The following is a 21,301-nucleotide window of genomic DNA, read 5'->3' as shown; positions in this document are numbered from 1 at the left end:
TTCGCTTTGAAGGCTAACTTTGCCGCACTGCACATTGCCAATGACACCGGTTTACCATATACAGCACACCGTGCCACTGTCGATTGGCAGTGCAACAAAAACACTAGCAGGGAGACACCCTTGAGCAACGACGCCGCCACCCCGCCATCGTCCACATCCATGCTGTCGCAGATCGCCCAGCAGTTTGTGGAGGCACGCCGTGCAGGGGCATCGCTGCCCGACTTTCCCGGGCAAATCCCTGAGGATCTGGTCACTGCCTATCAGGTGCAGGACATCGCCATCAGCCAGTGGGACGACCAAGTGGTCGGCTGGAAGGTGGGCTATATCGCTGCCGAGCGCCGCGACGCCTCCGGCGACGACCGTCTGCTGGGCCCGATCTTCTCTGGGAAGCTCTGGAATGCTACCGGTGGAACAACACAGTTCCCGATCTACCAGGGTGGCTTCGGCGCGGTAGAGGCCGAATACGTGCTACGCCTGGAAGCGGACGCACCCGCCGAGCAGACCCACTTCACCCCGGAGCAGGCCGCGCAGCTGCCGGCAACGTTGTTCATCGGCGTGGAGATCGCCAGCAGCCCGCTGGCCACCATCAACAAGCTGGGCCCGCGCGTGGTGATTTCCGACTTCGGCAACAATAACGGCCTGATTCTGGGCCCGGAAGTGACCGACTGGCTGGCACGCGACGAGTCCGCGCTGACTGCCGAAACGCTGATCGACGACCAGGTTGTCGGTACCGGTGGGGCCACCACGTTGCCGGGTGGATTGCGCGCCGCCTACGCGTTTGCGCTCAGTCGTTCGGCCCAGCGCGGGCGCCCGCTCAAGCGCGGTGATCTCATTGCCACGGGCAATGCCACCGGTATCCATGACATCGAAGTGGGACAGCGTGCCCTGATTCGCTTCGCCGGCATCGGCGACATTTCCTGTACGGCTGTGTCCGCTACCTGATTCGGACCCAGTGACCAGACGCTTGGGAGGGCGCCAATGATCACACGCAGACATTTCCTCGGTGCCGGGCTCGGTGCCGCCGCAGCCGGCCCCTGGCTGGGCGCCGGTGCCACCACGCCGATCCCCGGCGGGCAGTTGTTGACCGCCACCGACGTGCATATCGGCGACTACCCCACCGTGGAAGCGGTGCGGTGGTTCGGCAAGCAGCTCGAAGCACGCACCAACGGCCGGCTCAAGCTGCGCCAGTACCACTCCGGCCAGCTGGGCCGCGAGTCGGAGGCGATCGACATGGCGCGCTTCGGCGCCATCGACATCACCCGGGTGTATTCGGGCGCGTTGAACAACACTTTTCCGCTGACTCAGGCGCTGTGCCTTCCGTACGTGTTCGACTCGGTGCCGCATCTGCGTCGCGCCATCGACGGCCATGTCGGCGACAGCGTGCTGCGCAGCTTCGAGCAGCGCGATCTGGTCGGCCTAGCGATCTACGATTCGGGCGCGCGCTGCTTCTACAACACCAAGCACCCGCTGCACCGCCCGGAAGATCTCAAGGGCCTGAAGCTGCGCGTGGCCTCCTCGGACATCTTCCTCAAGCTGATGCGCATGCTGGGCGCCAATCCCACCCCGATGTCGCTGGGCGAGACGTTCTCGGCGATGGAAACGCACATGATCGACGGTGCGGAAAACAACATGCGCAGCTTCCAGTCCAGCCGGCATTTCGAAGCCGCGCACTACTGGTCGCAGAGCGAGCATTCCTATGCGCCGGACATCCTGGTGATGTCGCGGCAGAGCTTCGAATCGCTGAGCCCGGCCGATCGCGCGCTGGTGGTGGATCTGGCCAAGCAGTCGGTGCCGGTGATGCGCACCTTGTGGGATGCCTCGGAAACGGTTGCGCGCAAACAGGTGATCGACTACGGCGTCAAGCTCAACCAGGTCGACATGCCGGCGTTCCGTGCCGCCTCCGCCCCGCTGCTGGCCGAGTACCGCAAGCAGCCGGAGATCGAAGCGTTGTATCGCCGCATCCGCGATTTTGCATAGAGGTAATCCAATGACCGAACCCGAGACTCCCGCCGTCCCGGTCGCGCCGTTGCAGCGCGCGCTGGACCGCGTTTCCGATACCGCCGTTGGCGTGGCCTCCATCGCGCTGCTGGGCCTGGTGGTCGTGCAGGGCTGGCAGGTGTTCACCCGCTACGTGCTCAACGACTCGCCCAGCTGGACCGAGCCGGTGACGCTGCTGTTGCTGAGCACCGCACTGAGCCTGGGCGCGGCCGCTGGCGTGCATACCAATCGCCACTTCGGCTTCTATCTGCTGGGCGAGCACGTGCCGCCGCTGGTGCGCAGGGTGTTCGACCTGATCCGCCCGCTGATGATCATCGCCATCGGTGCGGTGCTGGCGTGGTGGAGCGCGGCGCTGCTGCTGGATGGGCTGGATATCAAGATGGCCGGCGCGCAGATGCCGCAGAGCATCAACTACCTGCCGCTGTCGATCGGCGGCGCGCTGATGGTGCTCTTTGCCTTGTACAAGCTGTGGCGTGTGCTGCGCCCGATCCACACCGGAGGAGTGCGCTGATGGGCATCGCCATGTTGTTGGGAACCTTCGTGGTGCTGCTGCTGATCGGCGTGCCGGTGGCCTATGCGCTGGGCGCGGCCGCGCTGGCCACGCTGCTGTATCTGGACCTGCCCACCGTGGTGCTGGTGCAGCAGATTTCCGCCGGCAGCGGCTCGGCCTCGTTGATCGCGATCCCGCTGTTTATCTTCGCCGGCGAGTTGATGTTGCGCGGTGGTATTTCCGAACGTTTGATCGCCTTGGCCTCGTCGCTGGTGGGGCGCGTGCGTGGTGGCCTGGGCCAGGTCAGCGTGCTGTCGTCGCTGTTCTTCGGTGGCGTGTCCGGTTCGGCGATTGCCGACGTCTCGGCGGTCGGCGGCACCATGATTCCGCAGATGATCAAGCGCGGTTACGACCGCGATTACGCGGTCAACGTCAGCATGACCGCCGCATTGGTGGCCTTGCTGGTGCCGCCCTCGCATAACCTGATCCTGTTTTCCGCAGCGGCGGGCGGCGGTATCTCGATCGCCGATCTGTTCGCCGCCGGCATCTTTCCCGCGCTGTTGATGACGGCGGCAATGATGGTCACCGGCTATGCGGTCGCACGCCATCGCGGCTACGGCACCGAGCCGTTCCCCGGCTGGCGCGCAGTGGCGTTGCGCCTGTTCGGCGCATTGCCGGGCCTGGGGTTGGTGGCGCTGATCTTCATCGGTATTCGCGCCGGCATCTTCACCGCAGTGGAGAGCGCCGCGATTGCAGTGGTGTATGCGTTGATCGTCACCGCGTTGCTGTATCGGCAGCTGCGTTGGGCCGAGTTCTTCGCCGCGGTCACGCACGCGGCGCGCACCACCGGCGTGATCCTGTTCGTGATCGCCACGGCTGCAGTGTTCGGTTGGTTGCTTGCTTACTTGCAGGTGCCGGCAGCCGCAGTGAAGTTCCTCCAGGCCATCGCCGACAGCAAGAACACCGTGCTGTTGATGATCGTGGTGATGCTGTTGCTGCTGGGCATGTTCATGGACCTGGCGCCGAAGATTTTGATCTGCACGCCGATCTTCCTGCCGGTGGTCAAGGCCTACGGCATCGACCCGATCCACTTCGGTCTGGTGATGGTGCTGGCCGGCGGTATCGGCCTGATCACCCCGCCGATCGGCTCGGTGTTGTTTATCGGCACCTCGATCGGCCAGATCACCATCGCCCAGAGCATGCGCACCATCTGGCCATTCTGGTTGGCCGCGTTATGCGTGCTGCTGATCGTGGCGTTTTTCCCCGAACTGTCGTTGTGGTTGCCGAGGGCACTGCGCGCGTAAGGGCGCCACGCCATCCACTGCGTGTCCGTCGGCAGGGTGCGGTCGGGGCGAACGAATCGGCATCTACCACGTGCGATTCCACTGCTCCGGCCACCCCATCCGACAGTCGCTTGGCGACGCTGCATGAGCTGTGCTCAGCGCCGCTGCTGGCGGGAGTTTCCGCCGTCATCCCCGCGGCCGACGATCTAAGGCGTCGGCCGCCGCATCGCCCCGCAGGTTGGGGGTCAAGGAGAGAGCATGCGTGTGCGTATCACTTCACCCCGTTTGCGTTGGCTGCTGGCCGGCGGCCTGCTGCTGTGTGCCGGGCTAAGCGCTGCGGCCGACTGGAAGCGCGGCATCGAACAGCAGCGCATTGCCGACCAGGGCAACGGCACCTTCCTCAACCCGGTGCTGGCCGGCGATCACCCCGACCCGTCGGTGCTCAAGGACGGTGACGACTATTACCTCACGCTGTCCTCGTTCGACGCGTATCCGGGCCTGCCGATCTGGCATTCGCGCGATCTGGTCAACTGGCAACCGCTGGGCCATGCGATCACGCAGAACGTCGGCGCGATCTGGGCGCCGGATCTGATCAGGCACGGCAAGCGCTATTACATCTATTTCCCCGCGCGCCGCGGCGACCAGGGCGAGCGCAGCAACTTCGTGGTCTGGGCCGACGACATCAAGGGCCCGTGGAGCGCGCCGATCGACATCGGCCTGGGCAAGTACATCGACCCCGGCCATGCCGTGGGCGAAGACGGCAAGCGCTATCTGTTCCTGAGCGGCGGCGATTACGTGCAGCTGTCCGACGACGGCTTCAAGGTGGTCGGCACGCCCAAGCACGTCTACGACGGCTGGAAATACCCGGAAAGCTGGGACGTGGAAGGCTATGCGCAGGAAGGCCCCAAGATCACCCGCCACAACGGCTGGTATTACATGACCACCGCAGTCGGCGGCACCGCCGGCCCGCCAACCGGGCACATGGTGATCACCGCGCGCTCGCGCTCGATCCACGGCCCCTGGCAGAACGCGCCCAACAACCCGATCACCCGCACCAAGAGCGCCGACGAGCCGTGGTGGTCGCGCGGCCATGCCACCCTGGTGGAAGGCACCGACAAGCGCTGGTGGATGCTCTACCACGGCTACGAACATGGCTACTGGACGCTGGGCCGGCAGGCCTTGCTCGACCCGATCGAATGGACGCCGGACGGCTGGTTCGTCGCCAAGGGCGGCGACCTGGGCACGCCGCTGAAAAAGCCCAGCGGGCAGGCCTTGCCGCATGGCCTGAGGTTGTCGGACGACTTCCGCGCCAGCACGCTCGGCCCGCAGTGGGCGTTCTTCAACCCGGCCGCCGACGAAGCCAAGCGTCTGCAAGTAGGCGATGGCGTGCTGCGCCTGCAGGGCAAGGGCAGCGCCCCGCGCGATGCCTCGCCGCTGACCCTGATCGCGCCCGACCAGGCCTACCAGTTCGAGGTGCAGATGACCGTGGCACCGGGCGGGCAGGGCGGGGCGCTGCTGTTCTACAGCGACAAGCTCTACGCCGGGGTGGGGAGCAACGGCGAGAACTTCGTCATGCACCGCTACGGCGAAGAACGCCCGGCCAGGCTGGCGCCCAGCGGCAAGGGCGGCGCGCTATGGCTGCGCGTCACCAACAACCGCCACATCGTCACCATCCACAGCAGCACCGACGGCACCACCTGGACCAAGTACCCGGTACAGATGGAAGTGTCCGGCTATCACCACAACGTGGCCGGCAAGTTCCTGGCGCTGAAACCGGCGCTGTATGCGTCAGGCCAGGGCCAGGTGGAATTCCGCAACTTCCGCTACCGCGCCCTGGACTGACCGTTCTGCACTGCCGGGCATGCCGTGGCGCATCACGCAACGGCGCCCCGGTCATGGCGGATTCGGGACATCGGCAAGTCTGCGAAGGCTTGCCGGCCCGCTGGCCGGTAGAATCCAATCAACTTGAATGGTTGACCGCTATGCCCGCCCGCAAGATGCCTGAAGAGGGAATGCCCGGCCTGCCGAAGGGCAAGGTAGCCACGATCAACGACATCGCCCGGATGTCCGGGGTGTCCAAGAAGACCGTTTCGCGGATCATCAACAACTCGCCGCTGGTTCGCCAGGACACCCGCGAGAAGGTCGAGGCGCTGATGCGCGAGGTCGGCTACTCGCCCGACCCGCTCGCGCGCGGGTTGGCGTTCCGGCGCTCGTTCCTGATCGGCATGGTCTACGACAATCCCACCGCGCAATACATCGTGGACATGCAATACGGCGCGCTGGACGCGCTGCGCGGCTCCAGTTTTGAACTGGTGGTGCACCCCTGCGACAGCCGCAGCCCCGGCTACATCGAAGGCGTGCGCCGCTTCGCCCAGGCGCAGAAGCTGCACGGGGTGATCCTGGTGCCACGCGCCTCCGAGGACCAGGCGCTGGCCGACATGCTGGCCGAGATCGGCTGCCGCTACACCCGCATCGCCTCGGTCGCGCTGGACGCCACCTCGCAGACGGTGATCACCCACGACCGCGACGGCGCCGCCGAGGCCGCCGACTACCTGCTCTCGCTCGGCCACCGCGACATCGCCCTGGTCACCGGCCCCAGTGCCTACCGCTCCTCGATCGAGCGCACCTCCGGCTTTGCCGACGCACTGACCCGGCGCGGCATCGAGTTGCCGCCCGAGCGCATCGTCGAAGCCGGGTATACCTTCGAGTCGGGCGTGGCCGCGGCCGAAAAGCTGCTGCTGGGCAAGAAACGCCCCACCGCCATCTTCACCGGTAACGACGAAATGGCCGCCGGTATCTACAAGGTCGCCCTGCGGGCGGGGATCAACATCCCGCGCCAGCTGTCGGTGATCGGCTACGACGACAGCTCGCTGGCCTCGCGGCTGTGGCCGCCGCTGACTTCGGTGCGCCGCCACACCCGCGACACCGGTCGCACCGCCGCCGCCATGCTGATCCAGCCCGACAACGCCCCGCAGCTGCCCACCGCCAGCGTGCGCCCGCACCTGATCGTGCGCGACTCCTGCCAGCCGCCGGAAGATTGAGCGAGGTCAAAGACCAGGCAAGGGGACGCCACGCAAGGAACAAAGCCCCTCTCCCGTCGGGGCGAGAAGGCACGGCTTGCGCGCCATGGGCGCGCGTGCCTTGGAGCGCCCGCGCCGCAAGCGCGGGCCGGGGCGCGGAGCGGGGGTTGGGGTGAGGGTACGGCGGCAGACAGCCATCTAAGAAAGCTCGGACAAGCGCTGAAGTGGGAGGGGCGCACAAGCCTCTACTCGACCAACCTAGCCACGCGCCCGCACACAGCGCGCAGCCTCGTACCCTCATCCGGCGCTCGCGCGCCACCTTCTCCCGCAGGGAGAAGGGACGAAGCCGCCACAAGGCCGAGACCCTATCGTGCACTGCGCAATGACACCGGTTAACCAGAGCCGGTAGACTATGCCGGTGCAAGCCAATATCCCCCTTGCTTGTCACCGGAGATCGCGCATGTCCCTGTACTGCAAGACCCACTACGCCACCCATCCCGATGCCATCAAGGGCGCCAGCAACGATGACCTGCGCGAGCTTTATCTGCTCGATGGCTTGTTTATCGACGATGCGGTGACCCTCAAATACACCCACTACGAGCGCTTTGTGCTCGGTGGCGCGGCACCGCTTGGTAAAACGCTGGAGCTGCCCAGGCAGACCGAACCTGCTTCCGCTGCCGGCCATCCGTTCCTGGAGCGCCGTGAGCTGGGCATCCTCAACGTCGGCGCCGGTCCCGGCACCGTGACCGTGGACGGCGCCGCCTACACGCTCGGGCCAAAGGACGGCCTGTACGTGGCGATGGGCAGCACCGAGGTCACGTTCGCCTCGTCAGACGCCAGCAACCCGGCCAAGTTCTACCTGGCCTCCACGCCGGCGCACGCGCGCTTCGAGACCAAACAACTCTCGATCAAGGACGCAGTGGCACTGGAGCGCGGCGCGCTGGAAACCAGCAACGAGCGCACCATCTATCAATACATCGTGCCGGCCACCTGCCAGTCCTCGCAGCTGCTGCTGGGCCTGACCGTGCTCAAGCCGGGCAGCGTCTGGAACACCATGCCGCCGCATCTGCACGACCGCCGCAGCGAGGTGTATTTCTACTTCGACCTTGGCGCCAACGACCGCGTCTATCACTTCATGGGCGAGCCGGACGCGCAGCGCCACATCGTGATCCAGAACAACGAAGCGGTGGTGTCGCCGCCGTGGTCGATCCACATGGGTGCCGGCACCAGCAATTACGCCTTCATCTGGGCGATGGGCGGCGAAAACCTGGATTACACCGACATGCACGTGCTGGACATCTGCCAGCTCAAATGACGCTGGCGCTTGCAAGGCACTACTTAATCAGCGCAATAACTCGGTTAATGCGATTCACCAGCCAAGTGAATGCGATAGCTCCATCAATGCGTGGCCGCGCAGCGCGCGGACGCAACGCACTCATCCAACGTGGCATCACCCAGCAGGAGCGATAAGGTAATGAGCAATCCGTTCAGTCTCGAAGGCAAGGTCGCACTGGTCACCGGTGCCAACACTGGCCTGGGCCAGGGCATCGCGCTGGCACTGGCGCAGGCCGGCGCCGACATCGCCGCCGCCGGCATCCAGGCGCCGACCGATACCGAAGAACTGGTCAAGGGCCTGGGCCGCCGCTTCATCGCCATCCAGGCCAACCTGATCAGCCTCGAGCCAGTCGAGCGCATCCTCAAGGAAACCCTGGACGGCCTGGGCCGCCTGGATATTCTGGTCAATAACGCCGGCCTGATCCGCCGCACCGACGCGGTGGATTTCAGCGAGCAGGATTGGGACGACGTGATGAACGTCAATCTGAAATCGGCCTTCTTCATGGCCCAGGCCGCCGGCCGCCATTTCATCGCCCAGGGCAGCGGCAAGATCATCAACATCGCCTCGATGCTGTCGTTCCAGGGCGGCATCCGGGTGCCGTCGTACACCGCCAGCAAGTCCGGCATCGCCGGCATCACCCGCCTGCTGGCCAACGAGTGGGGCAGCAAGGGCGTGACCACCAACGCCATCGCGCCCGGCTACATGGCCACCGACAACACCGCCCAGCTGCGTGCCGACCAGGACCGCAACAAGTCCATCCTGGACCGCATCCCGGCCGCGCGCTGGGGCGTCCCGGCCGACCTCGGCGGCACGGCGGTGTTCCTGGCCAGCAGCGCCTCGGATTACGTCAACGGCGCCATCATCCCGGTCGACGGCGGCTGGCTGGCACGCTGAGGAAAATGCGCTGTTCCCTTCTCCCGCCGGGAGAAGGTGCCCGAAGGGCGGATGAGGGTCGGCAGGCACATACATCGACCAAACGCGCGCTGCAGGCCCCGAAGCATTTCTTCCGTTGTCGATCAGCGTCGTAATCCCTCTCGGACAAGGCACTGGAAAAGCGGAGCAGGACAGCACCCAAGCGCACACACCAGCCACATTCCACATTCCACATTCGAAACGACTTCCCCAACCAATCGGAGCATTCCCATGAAAATCGCACTCATGAATGAGTTCAGTCAGGCCGGCAAGAACCCGGTGATCCTGCAGCAGCTCAACGACGTCGCCAGCGAGCAGGGCCACAGCGTGTTCAACGTCGGCATGGACGGCGACAACGACCACCGCCTGACCTACATCCACCTGGGCATCGTCGCCAGCCTGCTGTTGAACTCCAAGGCGGTCGACTTCGTCGTCGCCGGCTGCGGCACCGGCCAGGGCGCCATGATGTCGCTCAACGCACACCCGGGCGTGTTCTGCGGCTACTGCATCGAGCCGACCGACGCCTACCTGTTCGCCCAGGTCAACAACGGCAATGCTTTGTCGCTGGCATTCGCCAAGGGCTACGGCTGGGGCGCGGAAATCAACGTGCGCTACATCTTCGAAAAGGCCTTCAGCGGCGAGCGTGGCCTGGGCTACCCGGCCGAGCGTCGCGAATCGCAGGCCGCCAACGCCGGCATCCTCACCCAGCTCAAGCAGGCCACCGCCAAGTCGTACATCGACGGCCTGCGCGCCATCGACCCGGAACTGATCAAGCAGGCTGTCGGCGGCGAGCGCTTCCAGCAGTGCTTCTTCGACAACGCCCAGGACGCCGAGATCCGCGCCTTCGTCGCCAGCGTATTGGGCAAGCCGGAAGCCGCTGCAGCAGCGGCAGCTTAACCGGCCCCCCGAAGCGCTAAAGCCCCTCTCCCGCCGGGAGTGGGGTTGGGGTGAGGGTACGGCGGAAGACAGCTGGCCTAAACGGAAAAGGCTTGAAAGGCTTGAGACGACAGTACGGCCGTCCAGCATTTCCGATGCCGCCGCACCCTCATCCGCTCTTCGGGCACCTTCTCCCGATGGGAGAAGGGACACCGCGCTGTCCTAAACACTCTTGCCCGGAGGCACCATGCGTCTGCTTCTCTTCGCATCGTTGCTGCTGCTCTCCGCAAACCTCGCCCGCGCCAATCCACACCACATCTTCATCGCCGGCGACTCCACCGCTGCCGAGTACGGCCCGGAGCGCGCGCCGCAAGCCGGCTGGGGCCAAGTGCTGCAAGACTGGTTCGACCCTGCGCAGTGGCAGGTCCGCAACCACGCCAAGGGCGGCCGCAGCACCCGCAGTTTCATCGCAGAAGGACGCCTGGATGCCATCGCCAACCAACTGCAACGCGGCGACATCCTGCTGATCCAGTTCGGCCACAACGACGCCAAACACGAAGACCCGACCCGCTACACCGACGCGCACAGCGACTATCAGCAGTTCCTGCGCCGCTATATCGACGTCGCGCGCGACAAGGGCGCCACGCCGATCCTGATCACACCCGTCGCTCGCCTGCTCTACGACTTCGGCGCGCTGCTCGACACCCACGGCCGCTATACGCTGGCCATGCAGCAACTCGCAGCGCAAGAGCACGTTGCCCTGATCGATCTCAATGCCAGTTCCAGCGACTGGATCCGCGCACTCGGCGAACAAGCAGCCAAACCGTACTTCCTGTTCGTGCCCGAACAAGGCAAGGCCGATGGCACCCACTTCAGCCGCGCCGGCGCCACCGCGATCGCCTGCCTGGTCGTGCATGGCTGGGTGCAACTGCAGCCAGCGCTGAAACCGCAACTCCGTCGCGACGCCGATTGCGGCGCAGCCCCCGACACAGCCGCACAACGCGCCGCGCAGGCGCATCCCTCGCTGGTGGTGCACGAACGCGACCTCGCCCGCGACCAACCCGGCCCGCACGGCGGCGCCGGCCCGACCACCGCGTATCCCTTCTTTGCCGACGCACCGGAGCTCAAGTTCGTGCTGCGCAAACGCGTGCTGCACAAAGGCGCCGGCATCGGCCTGCACCTGCACGACAAGGACGAGATCTACTACATCGTCAGCGGCCGCGGGCTGTATGCGCTGGATGGAAAGCAATACGAAGTCAACGCAGGCGATGCGCTACTGACGCGGCCGGGAAGCACCCACGCTTTGCAGCAAATCGGAGAAGAGCCATTGGTTATATTGCTGGCATACACAGTGGCACCGAAGATATAAGCCACACGTCACTGATACGTATCATCGATCTCCCGGTTACGATGCTCACGATAAGCCTTGAAATCAAGCCTATCGCATCGGATCAATCACCGACTCCATCGCCACTATCTCGGTGCGGCTGGCGTTGCATCGCACAGCTTCCTGTTGCCACCGCGCAACCGCCGCGCGTACTTCTTCAATGATGGCCAATGCCTGCGCTCTGGTCAGCCGATAATAATCGTGCGTTTCCATCAATAGCGCCGTATCGGGTGTGGTGTCGTCAAGACTGATGGCCAGCACGTGCACGTCTTTGTCCTGGTTTGGATTGACGTCGAACGCAGGTGCCAAACGCCAGCCGTCGTGCTCACGCAGGAATCCATGATTGCGTAAGTGATCGTCGCGATTGCCGACCAGTATGTTGAAGGCGACGCGGCGGAATAACTGGTGCAGATCATGTTGAATCGCGTGTGTTGCGCCAACGACTTCGATGGCATGCGCAATATCGACGTAAGACGACGCTTCGCTGTGTTCCACATCCAGCAGCGTAAATGCCGAGGCATATGCACGGCGGCTATGCGCAGTGCGATCAAAGCGCTGCACCGCGAACGTGGTGCCGTGATTGGACAGTTCCAGTGGTTTGGCGGCAGGCATGCTGATGCCCGCGGCCAGTGACAGACGGTAGGTGATGTATTCCCATCGCCCCACGTCGTAGAGGTCGTCAGCGGAAGGAAATTTCGCCAGCCAGAGAGAATCATCCGACTCTTGGACACTTGCCTTGGGCCTGGCGCCACCAAGCGAAGCGCCGGGCGCGATCAGTTGCTTGACCCACGTGAGATCCATGTCGCTGTCATCCATGTCATCGCGCTCAAGGCGCCGAGCAATCGCTTCCAACTCGCGCAATTGCGTCATGGGCGGTGCACTCAATGCATGGTCGTCGAGGTATCGGCCGGTCGTGCTGTCGCGCAACCTCAGCGCGCCCATGCGGGACGCATCGTTGACGCCGATCAGATAATCCCAGGGCCGCAGTGCACGAACTTTTCGGCCTTGTTCGCGCGCCATGATCACTTCTCTGCGCTTCATCAGCAGTTTGCCCCAGCGATCGGGCGAACAATCCAAAAAGGTAGCGGTCAACTCGGACGCTCCGGCGCGTGCAATCGATGCGCCCTCATAAAGCGGCAGTTGCGGGTCGAGCGCGAACGCGCGAACAGGTGTCTCGTTGGCCAGCCAGCCGGCGACATATTCGAACTGCAGTGTCTCGCCACGGCGGCTGTATTGGCGTGTCAAATATCCAACCAGGGAGCTGCCGCCCAATGATTGATCCTCTAGCCACACCTCGACCTTGTTGATGTCATGCGCGAAGGGAGCCGAACTCATGGCTCGCTCCTGATGGAGGAGGGCCCCGGGCGACGCAGCCGGCTGTCCTGCAACTGCCTCCCCAGTAGATCGGCCTGCGCCAGAAGATCGATGTCCTTGTCCAGACCAAGCACGGTCAGTACACGGAGAACGGTCGCCAGACTGGTCGATGGATCGCCGTTTTCCAGCTTGGCCAGGGTTGGCACGCTGACGCCGACGCGGGTGGCCAGCTCGCGCTGGGTCATCTCGCGACGCAGTCGTGCGGCGCGCAAGCGTTCTCCCAGCGCCTCGATCTGGCGCTGGGCACGCGGCATGGTGGGAGGGACACGTTTAGCCATACCAAATTAAATTACTCTTCAGTGGTATAAAAGCAACTTAATTTTGTATTCGGGCCAAGTAAGTTCAGCTTCCGTCCTAAAGTCAACGTCTGGCCCGCCCACACAAGCGCAGTGCAACCGCCCGGCACTGCGACGGAGCGGTCGCCGCAAATGTCAGACATCAGCATCACCCGTTCCAAGACACGGCAGCCATTGCACTGCCTTGCAAGCCGTGACCTTCTGCACACTGGTAGGCGGCCTCGACCGGCGGCATGATCTGCCATCCCCAGCGTCCGGCGCGTATGAAAACTTCCTGGTTGCTCCTGTTCGTACTCACCACTGTGGCAACTGGCGCAGTGGCAAGCCCGGCGCCGTCAGTACCCGCGCCGGTTGCCCTGGAGCTGCAACTTGCGCCCTACGCAGACAAGGGTGAGGTGACCGCGCTGGAGGTGCGCCTGCGCATTGGTGAACTTGCCGTCCCGCGTGGCGGCATCGTGGCGCAGTTGCCGATGCAGGTGAACAACGTGGACACCTTCGCCGAGCACATCGCCTCGATCGAGGCGACCGATGCGCACGGCCAGGTGCAGCTTTCGGGACGTGCGGCCAGCGCGCAGGAAAACGGCGATCAGAGTCAGTTGCGTGTCTGGACCGCACCGCGTGCGCTCAGCGGCCCACTGACCCTGCGCTACCGCGTACCGGCCAACGCAACGCGGCCGCCGCGCGGCCCGGCCCCGCCGATTTCGTTCCGCAACGACGCGCATGCGTTTTCTGGAACGTCGGCGATGTTTCTGGTGCTGCCGCCCGAGGAGCAGATCTACGCGTTGAACATCGGTTGGGATCTGAGCCACCTGCCGGCCGGCGCCAGGGGCGTGAGCTCGTTCGGGGAGGGCGACGTGCAGGTCGGGGACATCGATACCGGCAGCCTGCCCGGCTTGTTCTTCATGGCAGGGGACATCGGGCGCTGGCCGAGCGTGCCGCGGGCGGACGGGTTTTCGGTTGCCTGGCAGGGGCAGCCGCCCTTCGATGCAAGCGCGTTGTCCGCCTGGGTGGGCGAGCTGCACGAACGGTTCGAAACCCTGTTTCCGCAGCCGGAATCCAGGCCCTATACGATTTTCCTGCGCTACAACCCGGTCAACGCCGGCGGCGGAACCGCCTTGTACCGGTCCTTCATCACAACCTACGGCACGCCGGCAGAGACCGATCTGGACGAGATCAAGGTCACCTTGTCGCATGAAATGTTCCACACCTATCAACCGCGCCTGTCGCGCAACGGTGGCGAATCCACGACCTGGTTCAGCGAGGGCTCGGCGGTCTTTTACGAGGCCCGGCTGCCGCTGCGTTTCGGTTTGTTCACCCCGCAGCAGTATCTGACTGGCCTCAACCTCACCGCGGCGCGTTACTACACCAACGCGCTGGGCGCGCTGCCCAATGCACGCATAGAGGAGGGGTTCTGGAAGGACACCCGTATCCGGACGCTCGCCTATGACCGCGGCATGTTGTATCTGGCCACGGTGGACGATGCGCTGCGCAAGCGCTCGCACGGTCAACGCTCTCTGGATGACCTGCTGCGCGCACTGTTGCTGATCACCCAGGAGCGCAATGCGACCCAGGCTGACTGGGAGTCCTTGCTGAAGGCAGAGCTGGGCGATACGGCGGTGCAGGAGTTCCACGGGTTTCTGGCGGGCACCCCGCCTTTGCCGGCATCGGACGCGTTCGGGCCGTGCTTTCGCAGAACCAGCAAACCGCTGCGGCGGTATGTGCTGGGGTTCGAGCCGGCGGTGCTGGCCGAACCCAAACGCATCGTGCGCGGCCTGATACCGGAATCTGCGGCCGCCCGTGCAGGCGTGCGCAATGGCGATGAAATCGTGCGGCCGGTGCCGCAGGACGGCATCCAGGGCAACCAGACCGAGCGCCTGCACCTGCGCCTGCGTCGCGATGGCAAGGAGTTCGACGTGGACTATCTGCCGCGCGGCGAGCAGGTGGACACCTGGCAATGGGAGCGCGTGCCCGGTGTGGACGATGCGCAGTGCCGGCTGTGAGTCCGGGCTGCGGCAAGACGCATCCGGCACCGGCAATGCAGTAGCGGCGGCTCAGGCCTTATCCACCCCATAGTGGGTCAGCCCCAACCGCGCCAGTTCGCCGGAGCGGCGGTAATAGACTTCTTCCCAGCCATCCACGCGCTGGCGGTCGGTCTCGTTCATGGCGTCGAGGATGTCTTCGATGCTGAGCAGATTCGGGTCTTCTTCCAGGCGTTCGAACACGGTGCCCAGGCCTTCGATCGCCTGGCGTGTCTGCGCCGCACCCATCGCCGCCAGCGCCTGCAGCGCGTAAGTACGCGTGCTGGCGTCCCAGCGGTCGAAATAGCGCGCGTAGCCGCTTTCGACCATGTCCGCGTCCAGCCGTGCCAGTGCAACCAGCTCGCGCTCGCCGGGGGTCAGCGCATCCAGGTGTCCACGCAGCGTGGTCAGTTTGGTCTGCGCGCGCGCGCTGCGGCGGCGCCACAACAGCTCGGGCATGTTGAGCAGGCCCTCCGGGGTGGGCGGCGCGACGGCGGGCCAGTTCACCCCAAAACCGTCCTCGGTGATCTGCCACTGCGCGCGCTGCGCCGCCGCCGCCTTGAACAACAGCCGATGCGCCTTGATGGGCTCATCGATACGGATGCCATTGGCCAGGGTGAACAGCAGGCGGGTGTCGTCCAGCTCCAAGCGCCGGATGCGTAGCTGCGTCAGGTCCATTGAGCGAAGGCGGTGTGGGGAGGTTTGACCTTAGTCCGCGTGGGCAGTGCTGTCGAGTCGGTGCAGCGATCTCGCGCCACCCCGGCACCGCTCACACATCGCCCTCGCAACTCCAACCTTCGCCGGTACCGCGCTGGAGTACCCGATCTGTGACAAGTACATCGCCGGCAGGCACCTGCGCCTGCTGCGCAAGATCGGCATAGATTGGGGTGAAGTCCGGCGCGGTAGCGTCCATCAATTGCGCGAAGCTGTCGATGACGAAATAGGTCTTTTGAAAGCTGTCGATGCGGTAGCGCGTGCGCATGATGCGTTGCAGGTCGAAGCCGATCCGGTTGGGCGCCGGCGATTCCAGCGAATACAGCGATTCGCCCTTGGACGACACGATGCCGGCCCCGAAGATGCGCAACCCTTGCGGCGTTGCGATCAGGCCGAATTCCACCGTGTACCAGTACAGGCGGGTGAGATTCTGCAGCGCGTCCGGCCCGATGCCGTGCGCCTTGACTCCGCCACGGCCGTAGGCCTGCATGAAGTCGGCAAACAGCGGGTTCATCAGCAGCGGCACGTGCCCGAACAGGTCATGGAACAGGTCCGGTTCGGCGATGTAATCGATCTGCTCGGGGCGGCGGATCCACCACGTCACCGGGAAGCGCTTGTTGGCCAGATGCTCGAAGAAATCCAGCTCCGGCAGCAGGCCCTGCACGCCGACCAGGGTCCAGCCGGTGGCCGCCTGCAGCACCGCATTGAGCGCATCGAAACGCGGGATGTGCGTGTCGCCCATGCCCATCGCATCCTGCGCCTGCAGGAACTCGTCGCAGGCGCGCCCGACCAGCAGCGCGCGCTGGCGGCGATACAAGGTACCCCAGGTGGCGTGGTCGTCGGCGCTGTAGCCATCCCACGGCTGCTCGACCACGGCGGTGGTGTAGACCGGCACATAGCCCTTGTCGGTGAGCTGATTCTCGACGCGTTGCGGTGCGATGTTCATGCGGCGGCAGTTCCCGATGATCAGCGCTCACCTTAGCCCGATGGTCGCGCAACGGGATTGCGAATCTTGCGCGGTCAACGCCAGATGGCGCAAGATTCGTGCGTCATCTTCTGCTACTGCGCAATATATGGATCAACCCATCACCCTGGACCGCACCGATCTACGCCTGCTCGCCCTGCTGCAGACGCAGGGGCGCAGCAGCAATGCGGAGTTGGCGGTGCAGGTCAATCTGTCGGCATCGGCCTGCCTGCGCCGTACCCAACGGCTGGAGGCGGCCGGCATCATCGCCGGCTACGGCGCGCGCCTGGATGCCAGGGCGCTGGGACTGGGATTGCAGGCGTTCGTGCGGGTGCAGCTGGAGCAGCACGGCCAGGCAGATATCGAGCATTTCGCCGATGGCGTGCGCGGCTGGGACGAGGTGGTGGCCTGCTGGGCGCTCACCGGCGACATGGATTACCTGCTGCAGGTCCAGGTGCGCGATCTGGAGCATTTCTCGCGGTTTCTGCTCGACCGCCTGCTCAACGCCACCGGCGTGTCCGACGTCAATTCCAGCTTCGTGCTGCGCACCGTCAAGGCACCGGAAGGCTTGCCGTTGGCGCATCTGGCCTGACCCCCGCAGCGCTGCATGAGGGCGGGGCGGCACAGTGTGACTTGCCTCTCAAACGCTAACGATTTACATTTGCATGACTTCTGGCCGCGTCCGGTCATGTCGTTCCCCGTCGATCCGCCAGCCCCGCAGGGCCAGCCAGCTCGTCGCCCGAGTGGGACGCGCACACCTGCCTGCAGCTTCCTGACGCCCAGCGTCCGCACCGATCGATGAGAACCCCTCCAATGCCTGCGATTTCCGCCCCTCTGGCCACGCTGTCCGCCGCCTTGCTATGCGCGCTGGCGATGACGCCTTGCGCTGCCCACGCCGCCGATGCTGCCGATGCAAGCAATGCCAAGACGCTCGACAAGGTCAGCGTCAACGGCACGGTCAGCCGCGCGCAGCCGGCCACCACCACGCGGCTGCCGCTGACCTTGCAGGAAACGCCGCAGTCGGTGAGCGTGATCGGGCTGCAACGGCTGGAGGACGAGTCGCTTTTCAGCATCGACGATGTGATGCGGAACGTCACCGGCGTCAACGTGTCGTTCTACGACACCCAGCGTCCGCTGTACTTCGCGCGCGGCTTCCAGATCACCGACTTCCAGGTCGATGGCTTGCCCACCTACAGCGGTTCCACCAACCAGGAATACGACACGGTCTTTTACGACCGCATCGAAGTGATCCGCGGCGCCAACGGCCTGCTCACCGGCGCGGGCATTCCCTCGGCCACGGTCAATCTGCTGCGCAAGCGGCCCGGCAAGGAGTTCGATGCCTCGTTCGCGGTGAGCGCGGGCACCTGGGATTTCCGCCGCATGCAGGCCGACGTCAACGCACCGCTGACCCAAGACGGGCGCTGGCGCAGCCGCGTGGTGGCGGCCTGGCAGGATCGCGATTACTACTACGACCGTTACCACGACAACAAGATGTCGGGCATGGCGGTGCTGGAAGGCGATCTGACCGACAGCACCACGCTCACCGTCGGTTACCAGCGCCAGGACAACAGCCCGGTCGGCTCGACCTGGGGCACGGTGCCGTTCTTCGCCGCCGATGGCTCGCTGGCCAACCTGTCGCGCTCCACCAACCTGGCGCCGGAGTGGACCCGCTGGCAGCGCGAAACCAGCACCGCGTTCGCCAACCTGGAACAACGCTTCGGCGAGGACTGGCTGTTGCGCGTCAACACCGCGCACACCAAGGGCAATGTGCAGAGCCTGCGCGTGTACGGCACCGGCTATCCGGCCGCCGATGGCAGCGGCCTGTTTCTGCGCACCGGCGCTGGCGAGACCGAAGACACCCGCGACAGCGTGGATGTGTATCTGTCCGGCGGTTTCTCGTTGTTCGGCCGGCAGCACGATGTGGTGGTCGGCGGCAGCTGGCAGGATCTGCAATCGACCTCGTATGGCGTGGCGCAGACCTATCCCGACGACTGGGCGACCTGCCCCAACGACTTCGGTCCACCCGAGCGCTGCTATTTCATTCCCAACATCCGCAACTGGGATGGCAATGCGTCCGAAGTGACCTATGCGCGCACCGGCCGGCGCAGCGAAGCGCGCACCACCCAGCGCGGCGTGTATGCCTCCACACGGTTTCGTCTGGCCGACCCGCTGTCGTTGATCGCCGGCGCGCGGCTGAGTTCCTGGGAAACGCGCACCCAGGCCTTCGATGCCAGCGGCACCTACACCGGCACCAGCGGCCGCTATGAAGTGAGCGACGAAGTCACCCCTTACGTGGGCCTGGTTTACGACATCGTGCCAGACGTCTCGCTCTACGCCAGCTACACCGAAATCTTCAATCCGCAGAACTACCGCGACAAGGACAACAACCTGCTCGCGCCGGTGGAAGGCTCCAACCTGGAAGCCGGCATCAAGGCTCAATTGCTCAACGGCCATGCGATGGCCACCGCCGCCGTGTTCGAGGCCAAGCAGGACAACTTCGCCGTGCGCGACATGACCCAGCCGGAATCCTCGCTGCCGGACGGCAATTCGGCCTACATCGGCATCAACGGCACCAAGAGCCGTGGCTGGGAAATGGATGTCAACGGCGAGATCCTGCCCGGCTGGACCGTCAATGCCGGCTTTACCCACGTCAAGGTGACGCGCCCGCCCACCGATGCGATCTACGCCAACCTGCCCGAGGATTATCTGCAGCTGTCCACGCAGCTGCGCCTGCCCGGTGCCTGGGAGCGCCTGAGCATCGGCGGCGGCGTCAGCTGGCAGAGCGCGGTGCGCGGCTTCAACATCGAGCGCCCCACCGGCGACGGCAGTGGCGCCACCACGCCGGTCACCGTGGTGCAGAACGCGTACGCCTTGGTGCACTTCAACGCCAACTACCGCATCAGCGATCAGTGGACTGCCACGTTGGCGGTGCGCAACGCCTTCGACAAGACCTATTGGGCCAACCTGGATTACCAGAATTACGGCGAGCCGCGGTTTGTCAGCGTGTCGTTGCGTTGGCGGTATTGAGGTAGCGGCGAAGTGCGTTCCGATAACAGCGCCAGGACGGCAGCACTGCTATCGGCACGGCATCGCGGCCAAGGCCGCTCCTACAGGGGCGGCCCTGGCTGCCCAAGCTGTCGTGCCCCCGAAAACCAGCCCGCTGTCGTAGGAGCGGCCTCGGCCGCGAAGCCGTCTTGATACGCCTTCAGCGCGCCCGCGCAACCACCGCGCTGTCGTAGGAGCGCCCCCGGCTGCCCCCCCTCCGGCACGCCTTCAGCGCATTCTCCAAACCACTGCGCAGTTGTAGGAGCGGCCCTGGCCGCGACCCCGTTTCGGTACATGCTCAGTGCATCAACACAAGGCATCAACAACGCCGTCGCCTAGCATCGGCTTTAAAAGCGCGCGTCTCGAAACAGGTGCGGCACCCGCGCATCATCAACTCCGCATGGCCTCGCATTGCATCCGCCTTACGGCGCAACGCAGGCCTCGTCCTTGCCGCGCAGTTTCTGCCAGCGCGAGCGCTCTTCCAGGCAGCGCCGATATGCTTCTGCTTTCGCCGCGGCAGCCTGCTCGGCCGCCGTGCGGGTGGCGCTGCTGCGCTGCGCCTGCAACTGCGCGATCTTGGCGCGGATCTGCGGCATCGCCGCCATCGCCGCACGCTCGCCTTCCAGGATGGCCGCGCCACGCTGGTTGAAATCGGCCGAACCGATGTCGCTGACCTTGGGGCGGATCACCACATCGGCACGTTTGAGTTCGGCCTCGCCCAGGCGCTGGCCCATGATCGAGATCGACTGATTCACAGTGCCCAGTAGATCGCCAGGATTCTTGCCGCTGGCCTTGCTGGAAATATCCACCGCCACCACGAATTCGGCGCCAAGCTGGCGCGCCGCATCCACCGGCACCGGGCTGACCACGCCGCCGTCGACGTAGTGGTACTGGCCGATGGTCACCGGCTCGAACACACCGGGAATGCTGCTGGACGCGCGCACCGCCTGGCCGGCATTGCCGCGCACGAACACGGTGCGTTCGCCGTCTTCCAACCGCGTGGCGACCGCCGCGAACGGCTTGCGCAATTTGTCGATCGGCTTGCCGCCCAGCTGCTCATTGACGTAGTCCTGCAGCTTCTGGCCCTGCACCAGGCCGCCGGAAAAGATCCGCACATCGCGGATGCTGGTCTGGTCGAGCGCGACGGCCTTTTCCTGCATCTGGAACGCATCCATGCCGCTGGCATACAACGCCCCGACCACGCTGCCGGCGCTGGTGCCCGACACCACCACCGGCGCAAAGCCGTTGGCTTCGAGCATCTTGATCACGCCGATATGCGCAAAGCCCTTGGCCGCGCCGCCACCGAGCGCCACGCCGATCTTCACCGGCTTGGGCGCGCCGGCAGACGGCGCCTGCACGAGAGGCGCCGGTGCCGCCGGACGCGGCTCGCCGCCGCAGGCGCAAAGCAGGCCGAGCAAGGACATCAAGGCGAGAAGGCGGGGGTGGCGGAGCGCGGTCATGGCGACGGACTGTTGGATGGAAGGCGAGGGAGAATACACGCGTGCCGTCACCGTGGCTGCGCTGCCTGGTCGGCGCGCGAGGTGATCGGAATGTGCGAAGGCTGCAGATGAAGCAAGCCACAGCCGTC

General features: G+C 65.1%; 18 protein-coding genes. 13 read left to right on the top strand and 5 right to left on the bottom strand.

The genetic code is table 11. From position 1 onward, the window contains the following. Positions 1–120 precede the first annotated feature (120 nt). From NYR97_RS07445 to NYR97_RS07400, 10 genes are all read left to right on the top strand, one after another. The gene (locus NYR97_RS07445) at positions 121–942 is read left to right on the top strand and encodes a 2-keto-4-pentenoate hydratase (RefSeq protein ID WP_316697324.1); all 822 of its coding nucleotides are present in this window, start codon (positions 121–123) and stop codon (positions 940–942) included. Positions 943–978: 36 nt separating this feature from the next. Further along, positions 979–1,977 (top strand): TRAP transporter substrate-binding protein, encoded by a 999-nt coding sequence (locus tag NYR97_RS07440; RefSeq protein WP_205393229.1) that lies wholly within the window; start codon positions 979–981, stop codon positions 1,975–1,977. Positions 1,978–1,987: 10 nt separating this feature from the next. Continuing rightward, positions 1,988–2,509, top strand: a complete 522-nt coding sequence (locus tag NYR97_RS07435) for a TRAP transporter small permease (RefSeq protein WP_205393230.1) — start codon at positions 1,988–1,990, stop codon at positions 2,507–2,509. Further along, entirely contained in the window at positions 2,509–3,792 is a 1,284-nt protein-coding gene (locus NYR97_RS07430; protein ID WP_006452152.1) for a TRAP transporter large permease, read from the top strand. The genes NYR97_RS07435 and NYR97_RS07430 overlap by 1 nt, the downstream gene beginning before the upstream one ends. A gap of 237 nt (positions 3,793–4,029) precedes the next feature. Beyond that, positions 4,030–5,613, top strand: a complete 1,584-nt coding sequence (locus NYR97_RS07425) for a family 43 glycosylhydrolase (RefSeq protein ID WP_316697322.1) — start codon at positions 4,030–4,032, stop codon at positions 5,611–5,613. 140 nt (positions 5,614–5,753) lie between these two features. Next, positions 5,754–6,812 (top strand): LacI family DNA-binding transcriptional regulator, encoded by a 1,059-nt coding sequence (locus tag NYR97_RS07420; RefSeq protein WP_316697321.1) that lies wholly within the window; start codon positions 5,754–5,756, stop codon positions 6,810–6,812. Between the two features lie 439 nt (positions 6,813–7,251). Further along, positions 7,252–8,106 (top strand): 5-dehydro-4-deoxy-D-glucuronate isomerase, encoded by an 855-nt coding sequence (kduI, locus tag NYR97_RS07415; RefSeq protein WP_210762666.1) that lies wholly within the window; start codon positions 7,252–7,254, stop codon positions 8,104–8,106. A 159-nt stretch (positions 8,107–8,265) separates the two neighbouring features. Beyond that, the gene (gene kduD, locus NYR97_RS07410; protein ID WP_316697320.1) at positions 8,266–9,021 is read left to right on the top strand and encodes a 2-dehydro-3-deoxy-D-gluconate 5-dehydrogenase KduD; all 756 of its coding nucleotides are present in this window, start codon (positions 8,266–8,268) and stop codon (positions 9,019–9,021) included. A 249-nt stretch (positions 9,022–9,270) separates the two neighbouring features. Further along, positions 9,271–9,936: an RpiB/LacA/LacB family sugar-phosphate isomerase gene (locus tag NYR97_RS07405; protein ID WP_205393234.1), complete on the top strand. Its 666-nt coding sequence runs from the start codon at positions 9,271–9,273 to the stop codon at positions 9,934–9,936. A 226-nt stretch (positions 9,937–10,162) separates the two neighbouring features. Next, positions 10,163–11,284, top strand: a complete 1,122-nt coding sequence (locus NYR97_RS07400) for a GDSL-type esterase/lipase family protein (protein ID WP_316697319.1) — start codon at positions 10,163–10,165, stop codon at positions 11,282–11,284. Positions 11,285–11,353: 69 nt separating this feature from the next. Here the strand turns inward: NYR97_RS07400 and NYR97_RS07395 are convergent, their stop codons facing one another. Together NYR97_RS07395 and NYR97_RS07390 are read right to left on the bottom strand one after the other, a co-directional pair. Further along, the gene (locus NYR97_RS07395) at positions 11,354–12,637 is read right to left on the bottom strand and encodes a type II toxin-antitoxin system HipA family toxin (protein WP_316697318.1); all 1,284 of its coding nucleotides are present in this window, start codon (positions 12,635–12,637) and stop codon (positions 11,354–11,356) included. After that, entirely contained in the window at positions 12,634–12,930 is a 297-nt protein-coding gene (locus tag NYR97_RS07390) for a helix-turn-helix domain-containing protein (protein ID WP_205394722.1), read from the bottom strand. Before NYR97_RS07390 ends, NYR97_RS07395 begins: the two co-directional genes overlap by 4 nt. Positions 12,931–13,235: 305 nt before the next feature. Here NYR97_RS07390 and NYR97_RS07385 point away from each other — a divergent pair, with 305 nt between their 5' ends. Next, positions 13,236–14,972 carry a M61 metallopeptidase family protein gene (locus NYR97_RS07385; RefSeq protein WP_316697317.1) on the top strand — a complete coding sequence of 579 codons (1,737 nt, stop codon included), beginning with the start codon at positions 13,236–13,238 and terminating at the stop codon, positions 14,970–14,972. 51 nt (positions 14,973–15,023) lie between these two features. Here the strand turns inward: NYR97_RS07385 and NYR97_RS07380 are convergent, their stop codons facing one another. Further along, positions 15,024–15,668: a DMP19 family protein gene (locus NYR97_RS07380; RefSeq protein WP_316697316.1), complete on the bottom strand. Its 645-nt coding sequence runs from the start codon at positions 15,666–15,668 to the stop codon at positions 15,024–15,026. A 91-nt stretch (positions 15,669–15,759) separates the two neighbouring features. After that, positions 15,760–16,650 (bottom strand): phenylalanine 4-monooxygenase, encoded by an 891-nt coding sequence (gene phhA / locus NYR97_RS07375; protein ID WP_154844311.1) that lies wholly within the window; start codon positions 16,648–16,650, stop codon positions 15,760–15,762. A 127-nt stretch (positions 16,651–16,777) separates the two neighbouring features. On the opposite strand from phhA, the gene NYR97_RS07370 reads away from it, so the two are divergent. Beyond that, entirely contained in the window at positions 16,778–17,260 is a 483-nt protein-coding gene (locus NYR97_RS07370) for an Lrp/AsnC family transcriptional regulator (protein WP_316697314.1), read from the top strand. Positions 17,261–17,481: 221 nt separating this feature from the next. Continuing rightward, complete coding sequence (locus NYR97_RS07365; protein ID WP_316697313.1) at positions 17,482–19,695, top strand: TonB-dependent siderophore receptor; 2,214 nt, start codon at positions 17,482–17,484, stop codon at positions 19,693–19,695. Between the two features lie 440 nt (positions 19,696–20,135). Here NYR97_RS07365 and NYR97_RS07360 read toward each other — a convergent pair whose 3' ends face one another. Then, the gene (locus NYR97_RS07360) at positions 20,136–21,173 is read right to left on the bottom strand and encodes a patatin-like phospholipase family protein (protein ID WP_316697310.1); all 1,038 of its coding nucleotides are present in this window, start codon (positions 21,171–21,173) and stop codon (positions 20,136–20,138) included. Positions 21,174–21,301 lie beyond the last annotated feature (128 nt).

The organism is Xanthomonas hydrangeae (assembly GCF_032697525.1).
Classification (GTDB): Bacteria; Pseudomonadota; Gammaproteobacteria; order Xanthomonadales; family Xanthomonadaceae; genus Xanthomonas; species Xanthomonas hydrangeae.
This window is presented reverse-complemented; position numbering and strand designations above follow the sequence as displayed.

Excerpts from the sequence above, each read along its gene's own strand:
- NYR97_RS07430 (WP_006452152.1), top strand. The coding sequence starts at position 2,509 with ATGGGCATCGCCATGTTGTTGGGAACCTTCGTGGTGCTGCTGCTGATC.
- NYR97_RS07400 (WP_316697319.1), top strand. The coding sequence starts at position 10,163 with ATGCGTCTGCTTCTCTTCGCATCGTTGCTGCTGCTCTCCGCAAACCTC.
- NYR97_RS07360 (WP_316697310.1), bottom strand. The coding sequence starts at position 21,173 with ATGACCGCGCTCCGCCACCCCCGCCTTCTCGCCTTGATGTCCTTGCTC.
- kduI (WP_210762666.1), top strand. The coding sequence starts at position 7,252 with ATGTCCCTGTACTGCAAGACCCACTACGCCACCCATCCCGATGCCATC.
- NYR97_RS07385 (WP_316697317.1), top strand. The coding sequence starts at position 13,236 with ATGAAAACTTCCTGGTTGCTCCTGTTCGTACTCACCACTGTGGCAACT.
- NYR97_RS07420 (WP_316697321.1), top strand. The coding sequence starts at position 5,754 with ATGCCCGCCCGCAAGATGCCTGAAGAGGGAATGCCCGGCCTGCCGAAG.
- kduD (WP_316697320.1), top strand. The coding sequence starts at position 8,266 with ATGAGCAATCCGTTCAGTCTCGAAGGCAAGGTCGCACTGGTCACCGGT.
- phhA (WP_154844311.1), bottom strand. The coding sequence starts at position 16,650 with ATGAACATCGCACCGCAACGCGTCGAGAATCAGCTCACCGACAAGGGC.
- NYR97_RS07435 (WP_205393230.1), top strand. The coding sequence starts at position 1,988 with ATGACCGAACCCGAGACTCCCGCCGTCCCGGTCGCGCCGTTGCAGCGC.
- NYR97_RS07370 (WP_316697314.1), top strand. The coding sequence starts at position 16,778 with ATGGATCAACCCATCACCCTGGACCGCACCGATCTACGCCTGCTCGCC.
- NYR97_RS07365 (WP_316697313.1), top strand. The coding sequence starts at position 17,482 with ATGCCTGCGATTTCCGCCCCTCTGGCCACGCTGTCCGCCGCCTTGCTA.
- NYR97_RS07390 (WP_205394722.1), bottom strand. The coding sequence starts at position 12,930 with ATGCCGCGTGCCCAGCGCCAGATCGAGGCGCTGGGAGAACGCTTGCGC.
- NYR97_RS07440 (WP_205393229.1), top strand. The coding sequence starts at position 979 with ATGATCACACGCAGACATTTCCTCGGTGCCGGGCTCGGTGCCGCCGCA.
- NYR97_RS07395 (WP_316697318.1), bottom strand. The coding sequence starts at position 12,637 with ATGAGTTCGGCTCCCTTCGCGCATGACATCAACAAGGTCGAGGTGTGG.
- NYR97_RS07405 (WP_205393234.1), top strand. The coding sequence starts at position 9,271 with ATGAAAATCGCACTCATGAATGAGTTCAGTCAGGCCGGCAAGAACCCG.
- NYR97_RS07380 (WP_316697316.1), bottom strand. The coding sequence starts at position 15,668 with ATGGACCTGACGCAGCTACGCATCCGGCGCTTGGAGCTGGACGACACC.
- NYR97_RS07425 (WP_316697322.1), top strand. The coding sequence starts at position 4,030 with ATGCGTGTGCGTATCACTTCACCCCGTTTGCGTTGGCTGCTGGCCGGC.